The organism is Kitasatospora mediocidica KCTC 9733, from assembly GCF_000744225.1.
Taxonomy (GTDB): domain Bacteria; phylum Actinomycetota; class Actinomycetes; order Streptomycetales; family Streptomycetaceae; genus Kitasatospora; species Kitasatospora mediocidica.
On the sequence record NZ_JQLN01000005.1, the window covers coordinates 882,056 to 900,056 of the forward strand.

The window sequence follows — 18,001 nt, forward strand, 5'->3', positions numbered from 1 at the left end:
CAGGCTGTGGACAGCACTCACTTCTGCTCACCTCCTGCGGGGCCGGCCACCGGATGGGCCGGGGCCGGGTCGGTCCGGTGGACCTGGGAGAGGGTGTCGTTGACCGCCGGGTTCACCAGGTCGGTGAGCGGCTTCGGGTAGACGCCGAGGAAGATGGTCAGCGCCACCAGGGGTGTCACCACCGCGAGTTCGCGGACCTTGAGGTCGGCCATACCGCGCACGCCGTCCCTGACCGGGCCGGTCATGGTGCGCTGGTAGAGCACCAGCGCGTACAGCGCGGCGAGCACGATGCCGAAGGTGGCGATGACGCCGATCACCGGGTAGCGGCTGAACGTGCCGACCAGCACCAGGAACTCGCTGACGAACGGCGCGAGACCGGGCAGCGAGAGGGTGGCCAGGCCGCCGATCAGGAAGGTGCCGGCCAGCACCGGGGCGACCTTCTGCACGCCGCCGTAGTCGGCGATCAGGCGCGAGCCCCGGCGGGAGATCAGGAAGCCGGCCACCAGCAGCCACGCGGCGGTGGAGATGCCGTGGTTGACCATGTAGAGCGTGGCACCGCTCTGGCCCTGGCTGGTCATCGCGAAGATGCCCATGATGATGAACCCGAAGTGCGAGATCGACGCGTAGGCGATCAGCCGCTTGATGTCCTTCTGGCCCACCGCCAGCAGCGCGCCGTAGATGATCCCGATCACCGAGAGCACCAGGATCGCCGGGGCGAAGAACTTCGAGGCGTCCGGGAACAGACCCAGGCAGAACCGCAGCATCGCGAAGGTGCCGACCTTGTCCACAACGGCCGTGATCAGCACGGCCGTTCCGGCGGTCGACTCCCCCATCGCGTTCGGCAGCCAGGTGTGCAGCGGCCAGAGCGGGGCCTTCACCGCGAAGGCGAAGAAGAAGCCCAGGAAGAGCGCCCGCTCGGCGGTCGGGTCGATCACCAGCTTGCCGTCCGCGATGGCGGAGGTGAGCGACTGGAGGTCGAAGGTGGCCTGCCCCTGCTGCTGCGCGATCACGTAGAGACCGATCACGGCGGCCAGCATGACCAGCCCGCCGAGCAGGTTGTAGAGCAGGAACTTGACGGCCGCGTACGAGCGTTGGCGGGCCGCTTCGGGGCCGCCGGCCCGGTCCCCGAAGCCGCCGATGAGGAAGTACATCGGGATCAGCATGGCTTCGAAGAAGACGTAGAACAGGAAGACGTCGGTGGCCAGGAAGGAGACGATCACCATCGCCTCGACCGCCAGGATCAGGGCGAAGAAGCCCTGGGTACGGCGGCGCCCCTCAAAGGTGGCGGAGTCGGACGTGCCGTCAGGGGCCGGCGCCGGATCGGCGTCGTGCCAGGAGGCCAGCATCACGATCGGGACGAGCACGGCGGTGAGCAGCACCAGCACCGCGCCGATGCCGTCCACGCCCAGCGAGAAGCTGATCCCGAACGAGCGGATCCAGCTGTAGGACTCGGTCAGCTGGTAGCGGGCGCCGCCCGGCTTGAACCGGGCGGCGGCCAGCGCGGCCAGCGCCAGCGTGACCGCCGAGACGGTCAGCGCGGTCAGCTTGGTGGTCCGTCGGCGGGCCTCGGTGGAGCCGGCGGGCAGCGCGGCGGTCAGGACCGCCCCGGCCGCCGGGACGGCGCAGGTGGCCGTCAGCAGGTAGCTCATGGCTGGTCCTCCTGAGCTGTCGTGGGGTGAGTCACACGCATCAGACCGACCTCATCAGGAGAGTGGTGGCGACCAGCACCAGCGTGCCGCCGAACATGGAGAGGGCGTAGCTGCGGACGTAGCCGTTCTGCACCCGCCGCAGGCGGCTGGAGATCCCGCCGATGGTGGCGGCCAGGCCGTTGACGAAGCCGTCCAGGCCCTTGCTGTCGAAGTAGACCAGCGCGGCGGCCAGCGCCGAGCCGGGCCGGACCAGCACGGCGTGGTTGAAGTCGTCCTGGAGCAGGTCGCGGCGGGCCGCCCGGGTGAGGACCGAGCCGACCGGCGGGGTGACCGGCACCGGGCTGCGCCCGTAGACGGCGTACGCGAGGCCGACGCCGGCCAGCATGCAGGCCATCGTGAGCAGCGTGACCACGGTGGAGGAGAGCGGCGAGTTGCCCTCGGAGTGCCCGGTGATCGGCTCCAGCCACTTCAGGAACGAGCTGTTGAAGGCGAGCAGGCCGCCCGCGAAGACCGATCCGAAGGCCAGCACGATCATCGGCGTCGTCATGGTGGCCGGCGACTCGTGCGGGTGCGGCTGGTGGCCCTCGGCGTCGGGCTGCCAGCGCTTCTCGCCGAAGAACGTCAGGATCATCACCCGGGTCATGTAGAACGCGGTGACCGCGGCGCCGATCAGGGTGACCGCGCCGAGGATCCAGCCCTCGGTGCCGCCCTTGGCGAACGCCGCCTCGATGATCTTGTCCTTGGAGAAGAAGCCCGACAGGCCCGGGAAGCCGATGATGGCCAGGTAGCCGAGGCCGAAGGTGACGAAGGTGATCGGCATCAGCTTGCGCAGGCCGCCGTAGTGACGCATGTTCACCTCGTCGTCCATGCCGTGCATCACCGACCCGGCGCCCAGGAACAGCCCGGCCTTGAAGAAGCCGTGGGTGACCAGGTGCATGATCGCGAAGACGTAGCCGATCGGGCCCAGGCCCGCGGCCAGGATCATGTAGCCGATCTGCGACATGGTCGAGCCGGCCAGCGCCTTCTTGATGTCGTCCTTGGCACACCCGACGATCGCACCGAAGAGCAGCGTCACCGCGCCCACGCAGACCACCGCGGTCTGCGCCTGGGGCGCGAGGTTGAAGATCGCACCGGAGCGGGTGATCAGGTAGACGCCGGCGGTGACCATGGTGGCCGCGTGGATCAGGGCCGAGACCGGGGTCGGGCCCTCCATCGCGTCACCGAGCCAGGACTGCAGCGGTACCTGGGCCGACTTGCCGCAGGCGGCCAGCAGCAGCATCAGGCCGATCGCCGTCAGCTGGCTCTTGCTCGCCTGGTCGGCCGCGCCGAAGACCCCGTTGAAGGTGACGTTCCCGAAGTCGGTGAACATCAGCATGATCGCGATCGACAGGCCGACGTCGCCGACCCGGTTGACCAGGAAGGCCTTCTTGGCGGCGGTGGCGGCGCTCGGCTTGTGCTGCCAGAAACCGATCAGCAGATACGAGGCGAGTCCGACACCCTCCCAACCGACGTACAGCAGGAGGTAGTTGTCCGCCAGCACGAGCAGCAGCATGGCGGCCAGGAACAGGTTGAGGTAGCCGAAGAAGCGGCGCCGGCGCTCGTCGTGCGCCATGTACCCCACCGAGTAGAGGTGGATCAGCGTGCCGACGCCGGTGATCAGCAGCACGAAGGTGACCGACAGCTGGTCGAGCTGGAAGGACACGTCGGCCTGGAAGCCGTTGACCGGCACCCAGCTGAACAGGTGTTCCTGGACCGGACGTTGGGCAGCGCTGCGGCCCAGCATCGAGAAGAAGAGGACCAGCCCGAAGACGAACGAGAGGGCGGCGGCGAAGGTGCCGAGCCAGTGACCGAAACGGTCCAACGCGCGGCCGCCGAGCAGCAGCAGGGCGGCGCCTGCCAGCGGAGCCGCCACGAGCAGCGGAATGAGAGAGTTCACCCTGGGCCCCTACAGCTTCATCAGGTTGCTGTCGTCGACCGAAGCCGAGTGCCTGGTACGGAAGATGCTCACGATGATGGCCAGGCCCACCACGACCTCGGCCGCCGCGACCACCATGGTGAAGAACGCGATGATCTGGCCGTCCAGGTTGCCGTGCAGCCGGGAGAAGGTGACCAGGGCGAGGTTGGAGGCGTTGAGCATCAGCTCGACGCACATGAAGAGCACGATCGCGTTGCGCCGGATCAGCACCCCGCTGGCCCCGATGGTGAACAACAGGGCTGCGAGATACAGGTAGTTGACGGGGTTCACTCCGCGTCCTCCTCATGCCCGGGTACCGGGGTCAGCTCCTGGCGGGGCCTGGGCGGGGTCGGCCGGGCGGACGGCGGACGGCCCAGCCAGTCGGCCGTGTCGGCCTCCAACTCGGCCATCCTGCGCAGCATGTCCTGGCTGACGTCGCGGATCTGGCCGCGCTCGCGCAGCGTCCCCATCACCGAGTCCTCGGCGATGGAGCCGTCCGGCAGCAGGCCGGGGATGTCCACCGCGTTGTGCCGGGCGTAGACACCCGGGGCGGGCAGCGGCGGGAGCTGGACGTTGTCCCTCACCCGCTGGGCGGCCAGCTCGCGTTGGGTGGCCGGCGCCTTCACGTGCTCGCGGTGGGTGAGCACCATGGCGCCCACCGCGGCGGTGATCAGCAGCGCGCCGGTGACCTCGAAGGCCCAGACGTACTTGGTGAAGATCAGCCGGGCCAGACCCTGGACGTTGCCCTCGGCGTTGGCCTCGGACAGTCCGGTGAAGGCCGAGAGCTTGGCGTTGGCGATGCCCGCGATCAGCAGGACGCCGAAACCGAGGCCGCAGATCACCGCGGCGACCCGCTGGCCCTTCAGCTGCTCCTTCAAGGAGTCCTCGGAGGTGACGCCGACCAGCATCACCACGAAGAGGAAGAGCATCATGATCGCGCCGGTGTAGACGACGATCTGCACCACGCCCAGGAACACCGCGCCCTCGGCCAGGTAACAGACCGCCAACGACAGCATGGTGGCGGCCAGACAGAGGGCACTGTGCACGGCCTTGCGCATCAGCAGCATGCCCAGCGCGCCGCCGACCGCGATGACCGCGAGCACCCAGAACTGGACCGCCTCGCCGGTGGAGGTCATGACTGCTCCTCCTTCTCGCGGTCGTGCCGCTCCTGGGTGACCGTGCCGGGCGCCGCCGCGGTGATCTCGCCGCGGTAGTAGGCGCCCTCGTCGGCCCCCGGGAAGATCGAGTGCGGCGCCTCGACCATGCCCTCGGTCAGGCCCGAGAGCAGCTGCTCCTTGGTGAAGATCAGGTCCGCGCGCGAGGAGTCCGCGAGTTCGTACTCGTTGGTCATGGTGAGCGCGCGGGTCGGGCAGGCCTCGATGCAGAGCCCGCAGAGGATGCAGCGGGCGTAGTTGATCTGGTAGACCGCGCCGTACCGCTCGCCCGGGGAGTAGCGCTCCTCGTCGGTGTTGTCCGCGCCCTCGACGTAGATCGCGTCGGCCGGGCAGGCCCAGGCGCACAGCTCGCAGCCGACGCACTTCTCCAACCCGTCCGGGTGCCGGTTGAGTTGGTGACGGCCGTGGAAGCGGGGGGCGGTGGGCTTCTTCTGCTCCGGGTACTGCTCGGTGAGCCGCTTCTTGAACATGGCCGTGAAGGTCACGCCGAAGCCTGCGGCCGGCCCCAGAAGTGAGGGCTTGTCGTCCGGTTCTGGCATCTCGGTTCAGCTCCCTTCGGAATGGTTGGCGCCGTTGAGCGCGTCCTGGAGTTGCGGCTGCCGCGGGGCGCGGCTGGGCCGGCGCGGGACCGGCGGCAGCTCCTGGCCGGGCAGCGGCGGCACCGGGTACCCGCCGGCCATCGGGTCGAACTCACCGCTCGGTTCGGCCTGCTGAGCCTTGGCGGCGTCGGCGGCCTTGTCCCGGAAGGCGTCCCAGACCAGCGAGAGCAGCAGCACGGCCGCGACCGGCGCGCCGACGTACAGCACCACCTGGCCGAAGCCGTGGCCCTCGTTGCGCAGCGCCCGGACACTGGCCACCAGCACCAGCCAGACCAGCGAGACCGGGATCAGCACCTTCCAGCCGAGCTTCATGAACTGGTCGTAGCGCAGCCGGGGCAGCGTGCCGCGCAGCCAGATGAAGAAGAAGAGCAGCAGCTGGATCTTGACGATGATCCAGAGCATCGGCCACCAGCCGTGGTTGGCGCCGGCCCAGAAGGTCGAGATCGGCCACGGGGCCCGCCAGCCGCCCAGGAAGAGCGTGCTGGCCACCGCCGAGACGGTCACCATGTTGACGTACTCCGCCAGCATGAACATCGCGAACTTCAGCGAGCTGTACTCGGTGTTGAATCCGCCGACCAACTCGCCCTCGGCCTCCGGGAGGTCGAACGGCGCCCGGTTGGTCTCGCCGACCATCGAGATGATGTAGACGATGAACGAGACCGGCAGCAGCACCGCGAACCAGGTGGAGTGTTGTTGGCCGACGATCTCCGAGGTCGACATCGAACCGGAGTAGATGAAGACCGCGGCGAACGAGAGGCCCATCGCGATCTCGTAGGAGATCATCTGCGCCGACGAGCGCAGGCCGCCGAGCAGCGGGTACGTCGAGCCGGAGGACCAGCCCGCCAGCACGATGCCGTAGATGCCGATCGAGGCGGTCGCCAGGATGTAGAGCAGCGCGACCGGGAGGTCGGTGAGCTGCATCGGGGTCCGGGTGCCGAAGATCGAGACCTCGTTGTCGGCCGGGCCGAACGGGATCACCGCGATCGCCATGAACGCCGGGATCGCGCAGATCACCGGGGCCAGGATGTAGACCACCTTGCTGGCGCCGGTGACCACCAGGTCTTCCTTCAGCGCGAGCTTCACGCCGTCGGCCAGCGACTGCAGCAGGCCCCACGGACCGTGCCGGTTGGGGCCGATCCGCAGCTGCATCCAGGCGACGACCTTGCGCTCCCAGACGATCGAGACCAGCACGGTGATCAGCAGGAAGGCGAAGCAGAACACCGCCTTGATCACGACCAGCCACCACGGGTCCCGGCCGAAGTAGCCGAGGGTCTCATAGCCGACGGCCTGACCGGCGGCGAGGCTGAACTGCGTCATCGCTCCTCCTCCCCTGCCGGGGCGACGGCCACCAGGTGGCCGACCGTCGTACCGAGCGTGCGGTGGGCGCTCGCGCTCGGAGTGGGTACCTCCCGGCCGGAGGCTGGGGGAGAGTTGAGCGGAATCCAGACCGTGCGGTCCGGGAGTTCTGCGGTGATCTCCAGTGGCAGCGTCAGCGAGCCGGCCGGGCCGGTGACCCGCAGCCGGCCGCCGGCGCCGACGCCGATCTCGGCGGCGGTGGCCGGCGAGAGGCGGGCGACGGCGGGGTGGCGGGTGCCCGCGAGGTGCGGGTCGCCCTGCTGCATCGAGCCGTTGTCCAGCAGTTGGCGCCAGCCCGCCAGCACCGCCTGGCCGGCTTCCGGCCGGGGCAGCGCGGCCGGGTGTCCGGCGGGCGCGGCCGGGCGGTCGCCGGTCCAGGGGGCGAGGGTGTCCAACTCCAGCCGGGCCGCCCGGACGTCGGGCAGGCCGAGGCCGCGGCCGAGCGCGTCCGCGAGCATGTTCAGTACCCGGACGTCGGAGGTCAGATGACGCTGCGTCATCTGATCGGCCTTGAGTGCGGTTTCGAAGAGGCGAACCCGGCCCTCCCAGTCCAGGAAGGTGCCGGCCTTCTCGGCCACCGCGGCCACCGGCAGCACCACGTCGGCGTGCGCGGTGACGGCCGAGGGCCGCAGCTCCAGCGAGACGACGAAGCCGACCCGGGTGAGCGCCTCCTCGGCGAGGGCGGGGTCCGGCAGGTCGTCCAGCTCGACGCCGCCGACCACCAGGGCGTCCAGGTCGCCGTGCGCGGCCGCGGCCAGGATCTGGCCGGTGTCCCGGCCGAGCCGGGCGGGCAGTTCGGCGACGCCCCAGGCGGCGGCCGTCTCGGCGCGGGCGGCCGGCACGGTGACCGGCCGGCCGCCGGGCAGCAGTCCGGGCAGCGCGCCGGCCTCGACCGCGCCGCGCTCCCCCGCCCGGCGCGGCACCCAGGCGAGCTGGGCACCGGTCGCGTGCGAGAGCCGCAGCGCGGCGGTCAGCGCGCCGGGGACGGCGGCCAGCCGCTCACCGGCCAGGATCACCGCGCCGGGCTGCCGGAGCAGTTCGGCGGCGCGGCCGGCGTCGTCGCTGAGCGGCTCCTCGGCCGCCAGCGCACCCAGCCACTCGGCCTCGGTGCCGGGCGCGGCCGGCAGCAGCCGGCCGCCCAGCTTCACCAGGCCGCGCGAGCGGTGGGTGGCGACCGAGTAGATCTTCAGGCCGTTGCGGCTCGCCTTGCGCAGCCGCAGGAAGACGATCGGCGACTCCTCCTCGGGCTCGAAGCCCGCGAGCAGCACCACCGGCGCGCTCTCCAGCGCCCGGTAGGTGACCCCCTTGCCATCGAGGTCCACCCCGCGCCCGGCCACCGCGACGGCCAGGAAGTCGGCCTCCTCGGCGCTGTGCGGGCGGGCCCGGAAGTCGACGTCATTGGTGCCGAGCACCACCCGGGCGAACTTGGCGTAGCCGTAGGCGTCCTCCACCGTCACCCGGCCGCCGGTCAGCACCGCGCCGCGCGCGCCGGTCAGCCCCTCGGCGGCGGCCGCCAGCGCCTCCGGCCAGGACGCCGGGACCAGCTCGCCGCTCTCCCGATCACGGACCAGCGGCGAGCCGATCCGGTCGCGCTGCTGGGCGTAGCGGAAGGCGAAGCGGCCCTTGTCGCAGCTCCACTCCTCGTTCACCTCGGGCTCGTCGCCGGCCAGCCGGCGCAGCACCTTGCCGCGCCGGTGGTCGGTGCGAAGCGAGCAGCCCGACGAGCAGTGCTCGCAGACGCTCGGCGAGGAGACCAGGTCGAACGGGCGGGAGCGGAAGCGGTAGGCGGCCGAGGTCAGCGCGCCCACCGGGCAGATCTGGATGGTGTTGCCGGAGAAGTACGACTGGAAGTCGTCGCCCTCGCCGATGCCGACCTGCTCCAGCGCGCCGCGCTCCAGCAGCTCGATGAACGGGTCGCCGGCCACCTGCTGCGAGAAGCGGGTGCAGCGCGCGCAGAGCACGCAGCGCTCGCGGTCCAGCAGCACCTGGCTGCTGATCGGGATCGGCTTCTCGTAGGTCCGCTTGAGGCCGTCGAAGCGGGAGTCCGCCCCACCGGTGGACATCGCCTGGTTCTGCAGCGGGCACTCGCCGCCCTTGTCGCAGACCGGGCAGTCCAGCGGGTGGTTGATCAACAGCAGTTCCATGACCCCGCGTTGGGCCTTCTCGGCCACCGGGGAGCTGAGCTGCGTGCGGACCACCATGCCCTCGGCCACCGGGATGGTGCAGGAAGCGACCGGCTTGCGTTGGCCCTCGATCTCCACGATGCACTGCCGGCAGGCGCCGACCGGGTCGAGCAGCGGGTGGTCGCAGAAGCGGGGGATCTGGGTGCCGATCTGCTCGGCCGCCCGGATCACCAACGTCCCCTTGGGGACCTGGACTTCGACGCCGTCGATGGTGAGCGTGACGAGGTCGGTGGCAGTCTTCTGGGCCGGCTCGGTGATGGTCATGCGTGCACCTCCCTCTCGGTGGCGGGCTGGGGGCTGGAGGACCGGCGGCTGTCGGCCCAGACGGTGGCGGCGGCCGGGTCGAACGGGCAGCGCCGCTCGGCCAGGTGCTGCTCGTACTCGGCGCGGAAGTGCTGGAGCGAGGAGACGATCGGGCTGGCCGCACCGTCGCCGAGCGCGCAGAACGACTTGCCGTTGATGTTGTCGGCGATGTCGAGCAGCTTCTCCAGGTCGCCTTCGAGGCCTTCGCCGGCCTCGATCCGCTTGAGCAACTGGACCAGCCAGTACGTCCCTTCGCGGCACGGCGTGCACTTGCCGCAGGACTCGTGGGCGTAGAACTCGGTCCACCGGGTGACCGCGCGGACCACGCAGGTGGTCTCGTCGAAGATCTGCAGGGCCTTGGTGCCGAGCATCGAGCCGGCCGCCCCTACGCCCTCGTAGTCGAGGGGGACGTCGAGGTGCTCGTCGGTGAACATCGGGGTGGAACTGCCGCCCGGCGTCCAGAACTTGAGCCGGTGACCGGAGCGCACCCCGCCGCTGATGTCGAGCAGCTGACGCAGCGTCACACCGAGCGGGGCCTCGTACTGACCGGGGTTGGTGACGTGCCCGGAGAGCGAGTAGAGCGTGAAGCCCGGGGACTTCTCGGTGCCCAGCGAGGTGAACCACTCCTTGCCGCGGACCAGGATCGGCGGCACCGAGGCGATCGACTCGACGTTGTTGACCACCGTCGGGCAGGCGTACAGGCCCGCGATGGCCGGGAACGGCGGCCGCAGCCGGGGCTGGCCGCGGCGCCCCTCCAGCGAGTCCAGCAGCGCCGTCTCCTCACCGCAGATGTAGGCGCCGGCGCCCGCGTGCACGGTGATGTCCAGGTCGATGCCGGAGCCCAGGATGTCCTTGCCGAGGTAGCCGGCCGCGTACGCCTCCGCGACGGCCGCGTGCAGCCGGCGCAGCACCGGCACGGTCTCGCCGCGCAGGTAGATGAACGCGTGGTCGCAGCGGATCGCGTACGAGGCGATGATCATGCCCTCGATCAGCGCGTGCGGGTTGGCGAAGAGCAGCGGGATGTCCTTGCAGGTGCCCGGCTCGCTCTCGTCGGCGTTGACCACCAGGTAGTGCGGCTTGCCGTCGTTCTGCGGGATGAACTGCCACTTGAGGCCGGTCGGGAAGCCGGCGCCGCCGCGGCCGCGCAGTCCGGACTCCTTGACCAGGGCGATCAGCGCGTCCGGGTCCATGGCGAGGGCGTTGCGCAGGCCCTGGTAACCGTCGTGGCGCCGGTAGGTCTCCAGCGTCCACGGGCGGTGGTCGTCCCAGGAGGCCGACAGTACGGGGCTGAGCAGCTTCTCGGCCGGCTCGGTCGCGGTCATCACGCCTCGGTCCCTTCGTTGCGCGGGGAGACCACGCGGGCTCCCGGCGTGCCGGGCAGGGCCTCGCCCTTGGACAGCCGCAGGCCCGCCATCGAGGGCGCGCCGCCCGCGCCGGAGGCGTCCAGCGCGCCCGGCCGCTCGTCGGGGAAGCCGGCCAGGATGCGGGCGGTCTCCTTGAACGAGCAGAGCTTGGCGCCGCGGGTCGGCTCGACCTCGGCGCCCGCGCGCAGGTCGTCGACCAGCTGCCGGGCGCTCTCGGGCGTCTGGTTGTCGAAGAACTCCCAGTTGACCATCACCACCGGGGCGTAGTCGCAGGCCGCGTTGCACTCGATGTGTTCGAGCGAGATCTCGCCGTCGGCGGTGGTCTCGTTGTTCTTGATCCCCAGGTGCTGCTGGAGCTCCTCGAAGATCTGGTCGCCACCGAGCACCGCGCAGAGCGTGTTGGTGCAGACGCCCACGTGGTACGTCCCGGCCGGGCGGCGGCGGTACATCGTGTAGAAGGTCGCGACCGCCGTCACCTCGGCGGTGGTCAGCTCCACCTGCTCCGCGCAGAACCGGATTCCGGTCGCGGTGACGCAGCCCTCCTCGGCCTGCACCAGGTGCAGCAGCGGCAGCAGCGCGGAACGGGCCACCGGGTAGCGGCCGATCAGCTCCCTGGCGTCGGCGGCGAGGCGTTCGTACACCTCGGCCGGGTACGGCTTGGCCGGCAGCGCCGGCAGGCCGAGTTCGACATTGCTCACCGGTCCACGCCTCCCATCACCGGGTCGATCCCGGCCACCGCGACGATCACGTCGGCGACCTGGCCGCCCTCGCACATCGCCGCCATCGACTGCAGGTTGGTGAACGACGGGTCGCGGAAGTGCACCCGGTAGGGGCGCGTCCCGCCGTCGCTCACCACATGGACCCCGAGCTCGCCCTTGGGCGACTCGACCGCCGCGTACGCCTGGCCGACCGGGACCCGGAAGCCCTCGGTGACCAGCTTGAAGTGGTGGATCAGGGACTCCATCGAGGTGCCCATGATCTGCCGGATGTGGTCGAGCGAGTTGCCCATACCGTCCGGGCCGACCGCCAGTTGGGCCGGCCAGGCGATCTTCTTGTCGGCCACCATGACCGGTCCGGGACGCAGCCGGTCCAGGCACTGCTCGACGATCCGCAGCGACTGGCGCATCTCCTCCAGGCGGATCAGGAACCGCCCGTAGGAGTCCGCGGTGTCCGCGATCGCGACCTCGAAGTCGTAGTTCTCGTAGCCGCAGTACGGGTCGCTCTTGCGCAGGTCGTTCGGCAGCCCGGTGGCCCGCAGGATCGGGCCGGTGGCGCCGAGCGCCAGGCAGCCGGCCAGGTCCAGGAAGCCGACGTCGACCAGCCGGGCCTTGAACACCGGGTTGCCGGTGGCGAGTTTGTCGTACTCGTGCATCCGCGAGCGGAACAGCTTCACCGCCTCGCGGATCTGGTCCACCGCGCCCGGGGGCAGGTCCTGGGCCAGCCCGCCGGGGCGGACGTACGCGTGGTTCATCCGCAGGCCGGTGACCAACTCGAAGATGTCCAGGATGAGTTCACGGTCCCGGAAGCCGTAGATCATCAACGTGGTGGAGCCGATCTCCATGCCGCCGGTGGCGAGGCACACCAGGTGCGAGGAGATCCGGTTGAGCTCCATCATCAACACCCGGATGACGGTCGCCCGGTCGGGGATCTGGTCGGTGATGCCGAGCAGCTTCTCCACCGCCAGGCAGTACGCGGTCTCGTTGAAGAGCGGAGTCAGGTAGTCCATCCGGGTCACGAAGGTGGTGCCCTGGACCCAGTTGCGGAACTCCATGTTCTTCTCGATACCGGTGTGCAGGTAGCCGATGCCGCACCGGGCCTCGGTCACCGTCTCGCCGTCGATCTCCAGGATCAGCCGCAACACACCGTGGGTGGAAGGGTGTTGGGGACCCATGTTGACGATGATGCGCTCGTCGTCGGCCTTGGCGACGGCCTCGACCACCTCGCCCCAGTCGCCACCGGTGACCGTGAAGACCCGGCCCTCGGTGGTCTCACGGGTGCCCGCTTCTTCGTAGTGAGTGGTCATGTGTACGACCTCCGCTGGTCGGGCGCCGGGATCTGGGCACCCTTGTACTCGACGGGGATGCCACCCAGCGGGTAGTCCTTGCGCTGCGGGTGCCCCAGCCAGTCGTCCGGCATCATGATCCGGGTGAGCCCCGGGTGTCCGTCGAAGACGATGCCGAAGAAGTCGTAGGCCTCGCGCTCGTGCCAGTCGTTGGTCGGATAGACGCTGACCACCGACGGGATGCGCGGATCGGCGTCCGGTGCGGTGACCTCGACCCTGATCAGCCGGGTGTGGGTGATCGACCGCAGGTGGTAGACCGCGTGCAGCTCCCGTCCCGCGTCGGACGGGTAGTGCACGCCGCTGACCCCGAGGCACAGCTCGAACCGCAGCGCCGGGTCGTCGCGCAGCGTCCGGGCCACCTGGAGCAGGTGCTCGCGGCGGACGTGGAAGGTCAGCTCGGCACGGTCGACGACGGTCTTCAGAATCGCGTCGGCCGGGTCGAGGCCCTGTTCCTCCAGTGCCCCCTCCAGCTCGTCGGCCACTTCGTCGAACCAGCCGCCGTACGGCCGGCTGCTCGGGCCGGGCAGCACGATCGGGGAGACCAGGCCGCCGAAACCCGAGGTGTCACCGGTGCCACGGCCGCCGAACATGCCCTGGCGGCTGCCGACCACCTCGATGGGGATCTCGGTGCGGGTCGCGGGGATGTCGCCGTCGCTCATCGCAGCAGCCCCCGCATCTCGCTGGTCGGGAGGGCGTCCAGGGCCAGCTCCTCGGCCAGCTCCTCGGCCCGCCGCTTGTTCACGCCGAGCGGCTCGTGCTGGATCTTGTCGTGCAGCTTGAGGATCGCGTCCATCAGCATCTCCGGGCGGGGCGGGCACCCCGGCAGGTAGATGTCCACGGGGACGATGTGGTCGACCCCCTGGACGATCGCGTAGTTGTTGAACATGCCGCCCGAGGACGCGCAGACGCCCATCGAGATGACCCACTTCGGGTTGGCCATCTGGTCGTAGACCTGCCGGAGCACCGGCGCCATCTTCTGGCTCACCCGGCCGGCCACGATCATCAGGTCGGCCTGCCGGGGCGAGCCCCGGAAGACCTCCATCCCGAACCTGGCCAGGTCGTAGCGGCCGGCGCCGGTCGTCATCATCTCGATGGCGCAGCAGGCCAGCCCGAAGGTGGCCGGGAAGAGCGAGGCCTTTCTCACCCACCCCGCAGCGGTCTCCACGCTGGTGAGTAGAAAGCCGCTCGGCAGCTTCTCCTCGATTCCCATCTACCCATCCCTCTCAGTGGCCTCAAATCCGGCTGACTGCAATGCAGTTGTACTTAGTCCCACTCCAGGCCGCCACGTCGCCAGACATACGCGTAGGCGACGAACACGGTGGCGATGAAGAGGAGCATCTCGACCAGCCCGAAGATCCCCAGGGCGTCGAAGGTGACCGCCCACGGGTAGAGGAAGACGATCTCGATGTCGAAGACGATGAAGAGCATCGCCGTCAGGTAGTACTTGATCGGGAACCGTCCGCCGCCCACCGGCTGCGGGGTCGGTTCGATACCGCACTCGTACGCCTCCAACTTGGCCCGGTTGTAGCGCTTCGGGCCCGTCAGCGAAGCCATCACGACGGAGCCGACCGCGAACGCCGCCGCGATGGCACCGAGTACGAGGATCGGTGCGTAGGCATTCATGTACCGCCGCTCCCTCCGTCCAGTCGTCCTTGACTGCAGATCGGAACTGCCGGGTCACTGTGGGGTGAACCCGTGATCCAGTTCCCGAGATCCACCTCATGTGAGGCAGTTCACAAAGCCTGGATCGAGCGCATCCTATGCCCGTCGACTTGTGATCTGCGACACGCAGTTCATGGGGATCTTTGTGATCTACGCCACCTCGCGAACCGGTCGCAATGGCGGCTAGTCGCGAGATATGAACACAACGAACCCAAATGGTCACAAAGTGTCATATTCATCGGCGAAGTGACTGGTCAGAGCCGTGCGTCTATATCAACTATCGCGCGCCCATCGCAAATTTACGGGCCTCAGGTTGACGTGCTAAGAGCCCTCACCCTCCCGGGTGGCCACCCCGGCGCCCTCGCTTGACCTTTCGTTCACAAGCGCACGAAAGCCCCCGTGCACCGGTCGGTGCGCGGGGGCCTGTTCGGGGATCGGGGGCCCGTTCGGGATCAGGGTCGGTCTTAGGCCGGCAGCGGCTCCAGCGCGCCCGGGTGCAGCGCGCGGCGGCCCCACGCGGTGCCGGCCAGCACGAGCACGCCGCCGAGGAACGCGAGCGGGACCAACCGGTCGCCGCCCAGCGCGACGCCGACCACCGCCGCCCAGAGCGGCTCGGTGCCGAGCAGCAGGCTGACCCGGGACGGCGAGGTGGACCGCACCGCCCACATCTGGACCAGGAACGCGAGCAGCGTGCAGAACAGTGCGAGGTAGAGCAGGTCGGCCCACTGCGCGGCGCCGTAGGAGGCCGCCAGCGCCCACGGGCTCGGGCCGGCGAACGGCGCCGCGACGGCGAACACCATTCCTGCCGTGGCGAGTTGGACCCAGGTCAGGGCTGTCGAGTCGGTGTCCCGCAGCGCGCTGCTGCGCGACATCGTCAGCAGGTGCACGGTGCGGATCACGGCCGCGCCGAGCATCAGCAGGTCGCCGGCCGAGGGGGCGCGCAGGCCCGCGCCCTCGGTGAGCAGGGCGACCCCGAGCACCGAGGTCCCGGCTGCGGCGACGAAGGCGCGTGGGAGCGGTGAGCGGCCGACCAGGCTCTCCGCGAGCGGAGTGAGGACCATGGTCAGGCTGATGATCAGCCCGGCGTTGGTCGCCGAGGTGTGCAGCACGCCGTAGGTCTCCACCAGGAAGATCGCGCCGAGGATGCCGCCGAGCAACGCACCGCCCAGCCACTCGCGACGGTTCAGTCCGCGCAGACCCCGCCAGGCCGGCACCGCGAGCAGCGGCAGCACCAGGCCGAAGCGCAGCACCAGCGTCGCCAGCACGGTGGACGGCGTCGCCAGATGCTTGACCGCGAGGTAGCTGGAACCCCAGACCACCGCGACCAGCAGGACGGGAAGGTCGGCGACGATCCCGCGGGGCGCGGCTTGTGAAGGCGTTCTCATGCGGGCGTTACCTCCGAGGCAGGACGGCGAATCAGTCATCCTCGTCGAGCGCCAGCCGTATGATCAACGGCTTTAGACATGATTCAAGTGCCCCCTGGGCACGATGGGGTGGACATGCCAGGCTCGTCTTCCCCGGAGGCCCCACCCATGCCCCGCAAGCGTCTCGTCACCGCCGCTGCCGCAGCCGCCCTGGTCCTCGGCGCCACCAGCGCCGCGTCCGCCGCCACCGTCTCCCCCGACGCCAAGGCGGCCCCGGCGGCCACCACCCCCACGGCCTCCTGCGGTTACACGGCCTCGGTGCCCGCCGACAACTTCCAGGGCATCCCGGTCTTCGACGCCAAGAAGGCCGCCAAGCCCTACAGCGCGACGCTGAAGACCAGCCAGGGTTCGATCACCTTCCAGGCGCTGACCGCGCAGGCGCCCTGCACCACCTTCTCGTTCCGCTTCCTCGCCGACCACAGCTACTTCGACGACACCCACTGCCACCGGCTCACCACCCAGCGCCTGTGGGTCCTGCAGTGCGGCGACCCGACCGGCACCGGCAGCGGCGGCCCCGGCTACTCCTTCAACGACGAGAACCTGACCGGCGCCACCTACCCCGCCGGCACCGTCGCGATGGCCAACGCGGGCCCGAACACCAACGGCAGCCAGTTCTTCTTCGTCTGGAAGGACACCAAGCTGTCCCCCGCCTACACCCCGTTCGGCAAGATCACCGCCGGACTGGACGTCCTGCAGAAGATCGCCGCCGGCGGCGAGGACGACCAGAACGGTCCGGGCGACGGCTTCCCGACCCTCCCGGTCAACATCAAGCACGTGAAGATCAGCAACAGCCGCTGACGCGTCCGGCCGGGGACCACAGGCGTGGTCCCCGGCCGGCTCCGCCGTGGAGGGCGGGCGTTCGGGCTCAGGCGTTCGGGGCGACCTTGGCCAGCCCGTTGATGATGCGGTCCATCGCGTCGCCGCCCTGCGGGTCGGTCAGGTTCGCCAGCATCTTCAGCACGAACTTCATCAGCATCGGGTGCGTGAGCCCGCGCTGGGTGGCGAGCTGCATGATCTTCGGGTTGCCGATCAGCTTCACGAAGCCGCGCCCCAGCGTGTAGTAGCCGCCGTAGACGTCCTTGAGGGTCGCCGGGTAGGCGTGCAGCGCGCGCTCGCGCCCTGCGGGGGTGACCCGGGCGTTGGCCTGGACGATGGTGCGGGCCGCGATCTGGCCGGATTCCATCGCATAGGCGATGCCCTCGCCGTTGAACGGGTTGACCATGCCCGCCGCGTCGCCGACCAGCAACAGACCGCGGGTGTAGTGCGGCTGACGGTTGAACGCCATCGGGAGGGCCGCGCCGCGAATCGGGTCGGTCATGTTGTCGGGCGTGTAGCCCCACTCCTCGGGCATGTTCGCGCACCACGCCTTGAGGACCTCACGCCAGTCCAACTCCCCGAAGGCGGGAGAGGAGTTGAGGATGCCGAGGCCGACGTTCGAGGTCCCGTCGCCCATCCCGAAGATCCAGCCGTAGCCGGGCAGCAGCTTCTTGTCGCCACCACGGGTGTCCCAGAGCTCCAGCCAGGACTCCAGGTAGTCGTCGTCGTGCCGCGGCGAGGTGAAGTACGTCCGGTAGGCGACGCCCATCGGACGGTCCTCGCGGCGGTGCAGGCCCATCGCGAGCGAGAGCCGGGTGGAGTTGCCGTCGGCGGCGACCACCAGCGGGGCGCGGAAGGTGACCTCGCGCTTCTCCGCGCCGAGCTTCGCGCTCACCCCGACGATCCGCCCGGTGCGCTCGTCGAGCACCGGGCCGGAGACGTTGCAGCGCTCGTACAGCCGGGCGCCGGCCTTCTCGGCCTGACGGGCCAGCAGCTCGTCGAAGTCGGCCCGCTTGCGCACCAGTCCGTAGTCCGGGAACGCGGACAACTCCGGCCAGTCCAGCTCCAGCCGGACCCCGCCGCCGATGATCCGCAGCCCCTTGTTGTGCAGCCAGCCGTTGGAGGTGGAGACGTCGATCCCCATGTCCACCAGCTGCTTGGTGGCCCGGGGGGTCAGCCCGTCCCCGCAGACCTTCTCGCGCGGGAACTCGGTCTTCTCCAACAGCAGCACGTCGAGCCCGGCCTGGGCGAGGTAGTACGCCGTGGTCGCCCCCGCCGGGCCGGCTCCCACCACGATGACGTCAGCAGCGCTCTCGACGGCAGTCTCGGTCACGGTGGGCACACTCCTGAACACAGCGGCAGGGCACGGGCTGACGGTCCCGAGCAGTCTACGGCGCACCCACCGCTACGCTCCCGCCGCCGCCTCGAAGTCCTGGCGGGAGCCGCCGACCGGC

The 18,001-nt window shown here is 70.0% G+C and carries 16 protein-coding genes; 1 reads left to right on the forward strand and 15 read right to left on the reverse strand.

What is annotated here, in order from left to right:
• Window positions 1-17: 17 nt before the first annotated feature.
• The 14 genes from BS80_RS17935 to BS80_RS18000 form a co-directional block, all read right to left on the reverse strand.
• The gene (locus BS80_RS17935; protein WP_035798590.1) at window positions 18-1,649 is read right to left on the reverse strand and encodes an NADH-quinone oxidoreductase subunit M; all 1,632 of its coding nucleotides are present in this window, start codon (window positions 1,647-1,649) and stop codon (window positions 18-20) included.
• 40 nt (window positions 1,650-1,689) lie between these two features.
• Window positions 1,690-3,585, reverse strand: coding sequence for an NADH-quinone oxidoreductase subunit L (gene nuoL, locus BS80_RS17940; protein WP_035798592.1), 1,896 nt, complete (start codon window positions 3,583-3,585; stop codon window positions 1,690-1,692).
• Window positions 3,586-3,594: 9 nt separating this feature from the next.
• Window positions 3,595-3,894, reverse strand: coding sequence for an NADH-quinone oxidoreductase subunit NuoK (gene nuoK / locus BS80_RS17945; protein WP_035798594.1), 300 nt, complete (start codon window positions 3,892-3,894; stop codon window positions 3,595-3,597).
• Entirely contained in the window at window positions 3,891-4,739 is an 849-nt protein-coding gene (locus BS80_RS17950; RefSeq protein ID WP_035798597.1) for an NADH-quinone oxidoreductase subunit J, read from the reverse strand. The genes nuoK and BS80_RS17950 overlap by 4 nt, the downstream gene beginning before the upstream one ends.
• Complete coding sequence (gene nuoI, locus BS80_RS17955; RefSeq protein ID WP_035798600.1) at window positions 4,736-5,317, reverse strand: NADH-quinone oxidoreductase subunit NuoI; 582 nt, start codon at window positions 5,315-5,317, stop codon at window positions 4,736-4,738. The genes BS80_RS17950 and nuoI overlap by 4 nt, the downstream gene beginning before the upstream one ends.
• A 6-nt stretch (window positions 5,318-5,323) precedes the next feature.
• Entirely contained in the window at window positions 5,324-6,694 is a 1,371-nt protein-coding gene (nuoH, locus tag BS80_RS17960) for an NADH-quinone oxidoreductase subunit NuoH (RefSeq protein WP_035798604.1), read from the reverse strand.
• Window positions 6,691-9,180: an NADH-quinone oxidoreductase subunit G gene (locus BS80_RS17965; RefSeq protein ID WP_051966747.1), complete on the reverse strand. Its 2,490-nt coding sequence runs from the start codon at window positions 9,178-9,180 to the stop codon at window positions 6,691-6,693. Before BS80_RS17965 ends, nuoH begins: the two co-directional genes overlap by 4 nt.
• Entirely contained in the window at window positions 9,177-10,541 is a 1,365-nt protein-coding gene (gene nuoF, locus BS80_RS17970; protein WP_035798614.1) for an NADH-quinone oxidoreductase subunit NuoF, read from the reverse strand. The genes BS80_RS17965 and nuoF overlap by 4 nt, the downstream gene beginning before the upstream one ends.
• Window positions 10,541-11,281: an NADH-quinone oxidoreductase subunit NuoE gene (nuoE, locus tag BS80_RS17975; RefSeq protein ID WP_035798616.1), complete on the reverse strand. Its 741-nt coding sequence runs from the start codon at window positions 11,279-11,281 to the stop codon at window positions 10,541-10,543. Before nuoE ends, nuoF begins: the two co-directional genes overlap by 1 nt.
• Window positions 11,278-12,606, reverse strand: a complete 1,329-nt coding sequence (locus tag BS80_RS17980; protein ID WP_035798618.1) for an NADH-quinone oxidoreductase subunit D — start codon at window positions 12,604-12,606, stop codon at window positions 11,278-11,280. The genes nuoE and BS80_RS17980 overlap by 4 nt, the downstream gene beginning before the upstream one ends.
• Window positions 12,603-13,304 (reverse strand): NADH-quinone oxidoreductase subunit C, encoded by a 702-nt coding sequence (locus BS80_RS17985; RefSeq protein WP_035798620.1) that lies wholly within the window; start codon window positions 13,302-13,304, stop codon window positions 12,603-12,605. Before BS80_RS17985 ends, BS80_RS17980 begins: the two co-directional genes overlap by 4 nt.
• On the reverse strand, window positions 13,301-13,855 hold the full coding sequence (locus BS80_RS17990; protein WP_035798622.1) for a NuoB/complex I 20 kDa subunit family protein: 555 nt from the start codon (window positions 13,853-13,855) through the stop codon (window positions 13,301-13,303). The genes BS80_RS17985 and BS80_RS17990 overlap by 4 nt, the downstream gene beginning before the upstream one ends.
• A gap of 53 nt (window positions 13,856-13,908) precedes the next feature.
• Window positions 13,909-14,268 (reverse strand): NADH-quinone oxidoreductase subunit A, encoded by a 360-nt coding sequence (locus BS80_RS17995; protein ID WP_030060100.1) that lies wholly within the window; start codon window positions 14,266-14,268, stop codon window positions 13,909-13,911.
• Between the two features lie 503 nt (window positions 14,269-14,771).
• Window positions 14,772-15,692 carry a DMT family transporter gene (locus BS80_RS18000; protein ID WP_035798631.1) on the reverse strand — a complete coding sequence of 307 codons (921 nt, stop codon included), beginning with the start codon at window positions 15,690-15,692 and terminating at the stop codon, window positions 14,772-14,774.
• Between the two features lie 147 nt (window positions 15,693-15,839).
• Between BS80_RS18000 and BS80_RS18005 the strand changes: the two genes are divergently transcribed.
• Window positions 15,840-16,529, forward strand: a complete 690-nt coding sequence (locus tag BS80_RS18005; protein WP_035798633.1) for a peptidylprolyl isomerase — start codon at window positions 15,840-15,842, stop codon at window positions 16,527-16,529.
• A gap of 67 nt (window positions 16,530-16,596) precedes the next feature.
• Here BS80_RS18005 and BS80_RS18010 read toward each other — a convergent pair whose 3' ends face one another.
• Window positions 16,597-17,880 (reverse strand): geranylgeranyl reductase family protein, encoded by a 1,284-nt coding sequence (locus BS80_RS18010; protein ID WP_035798634.1) that lies wholly within the window; start codon window positions 17,878-17,880, stop codon window positions 16,597-16,599.
• Window positions 17,881-18,001 lie beyond the last annotated feature (121 nt).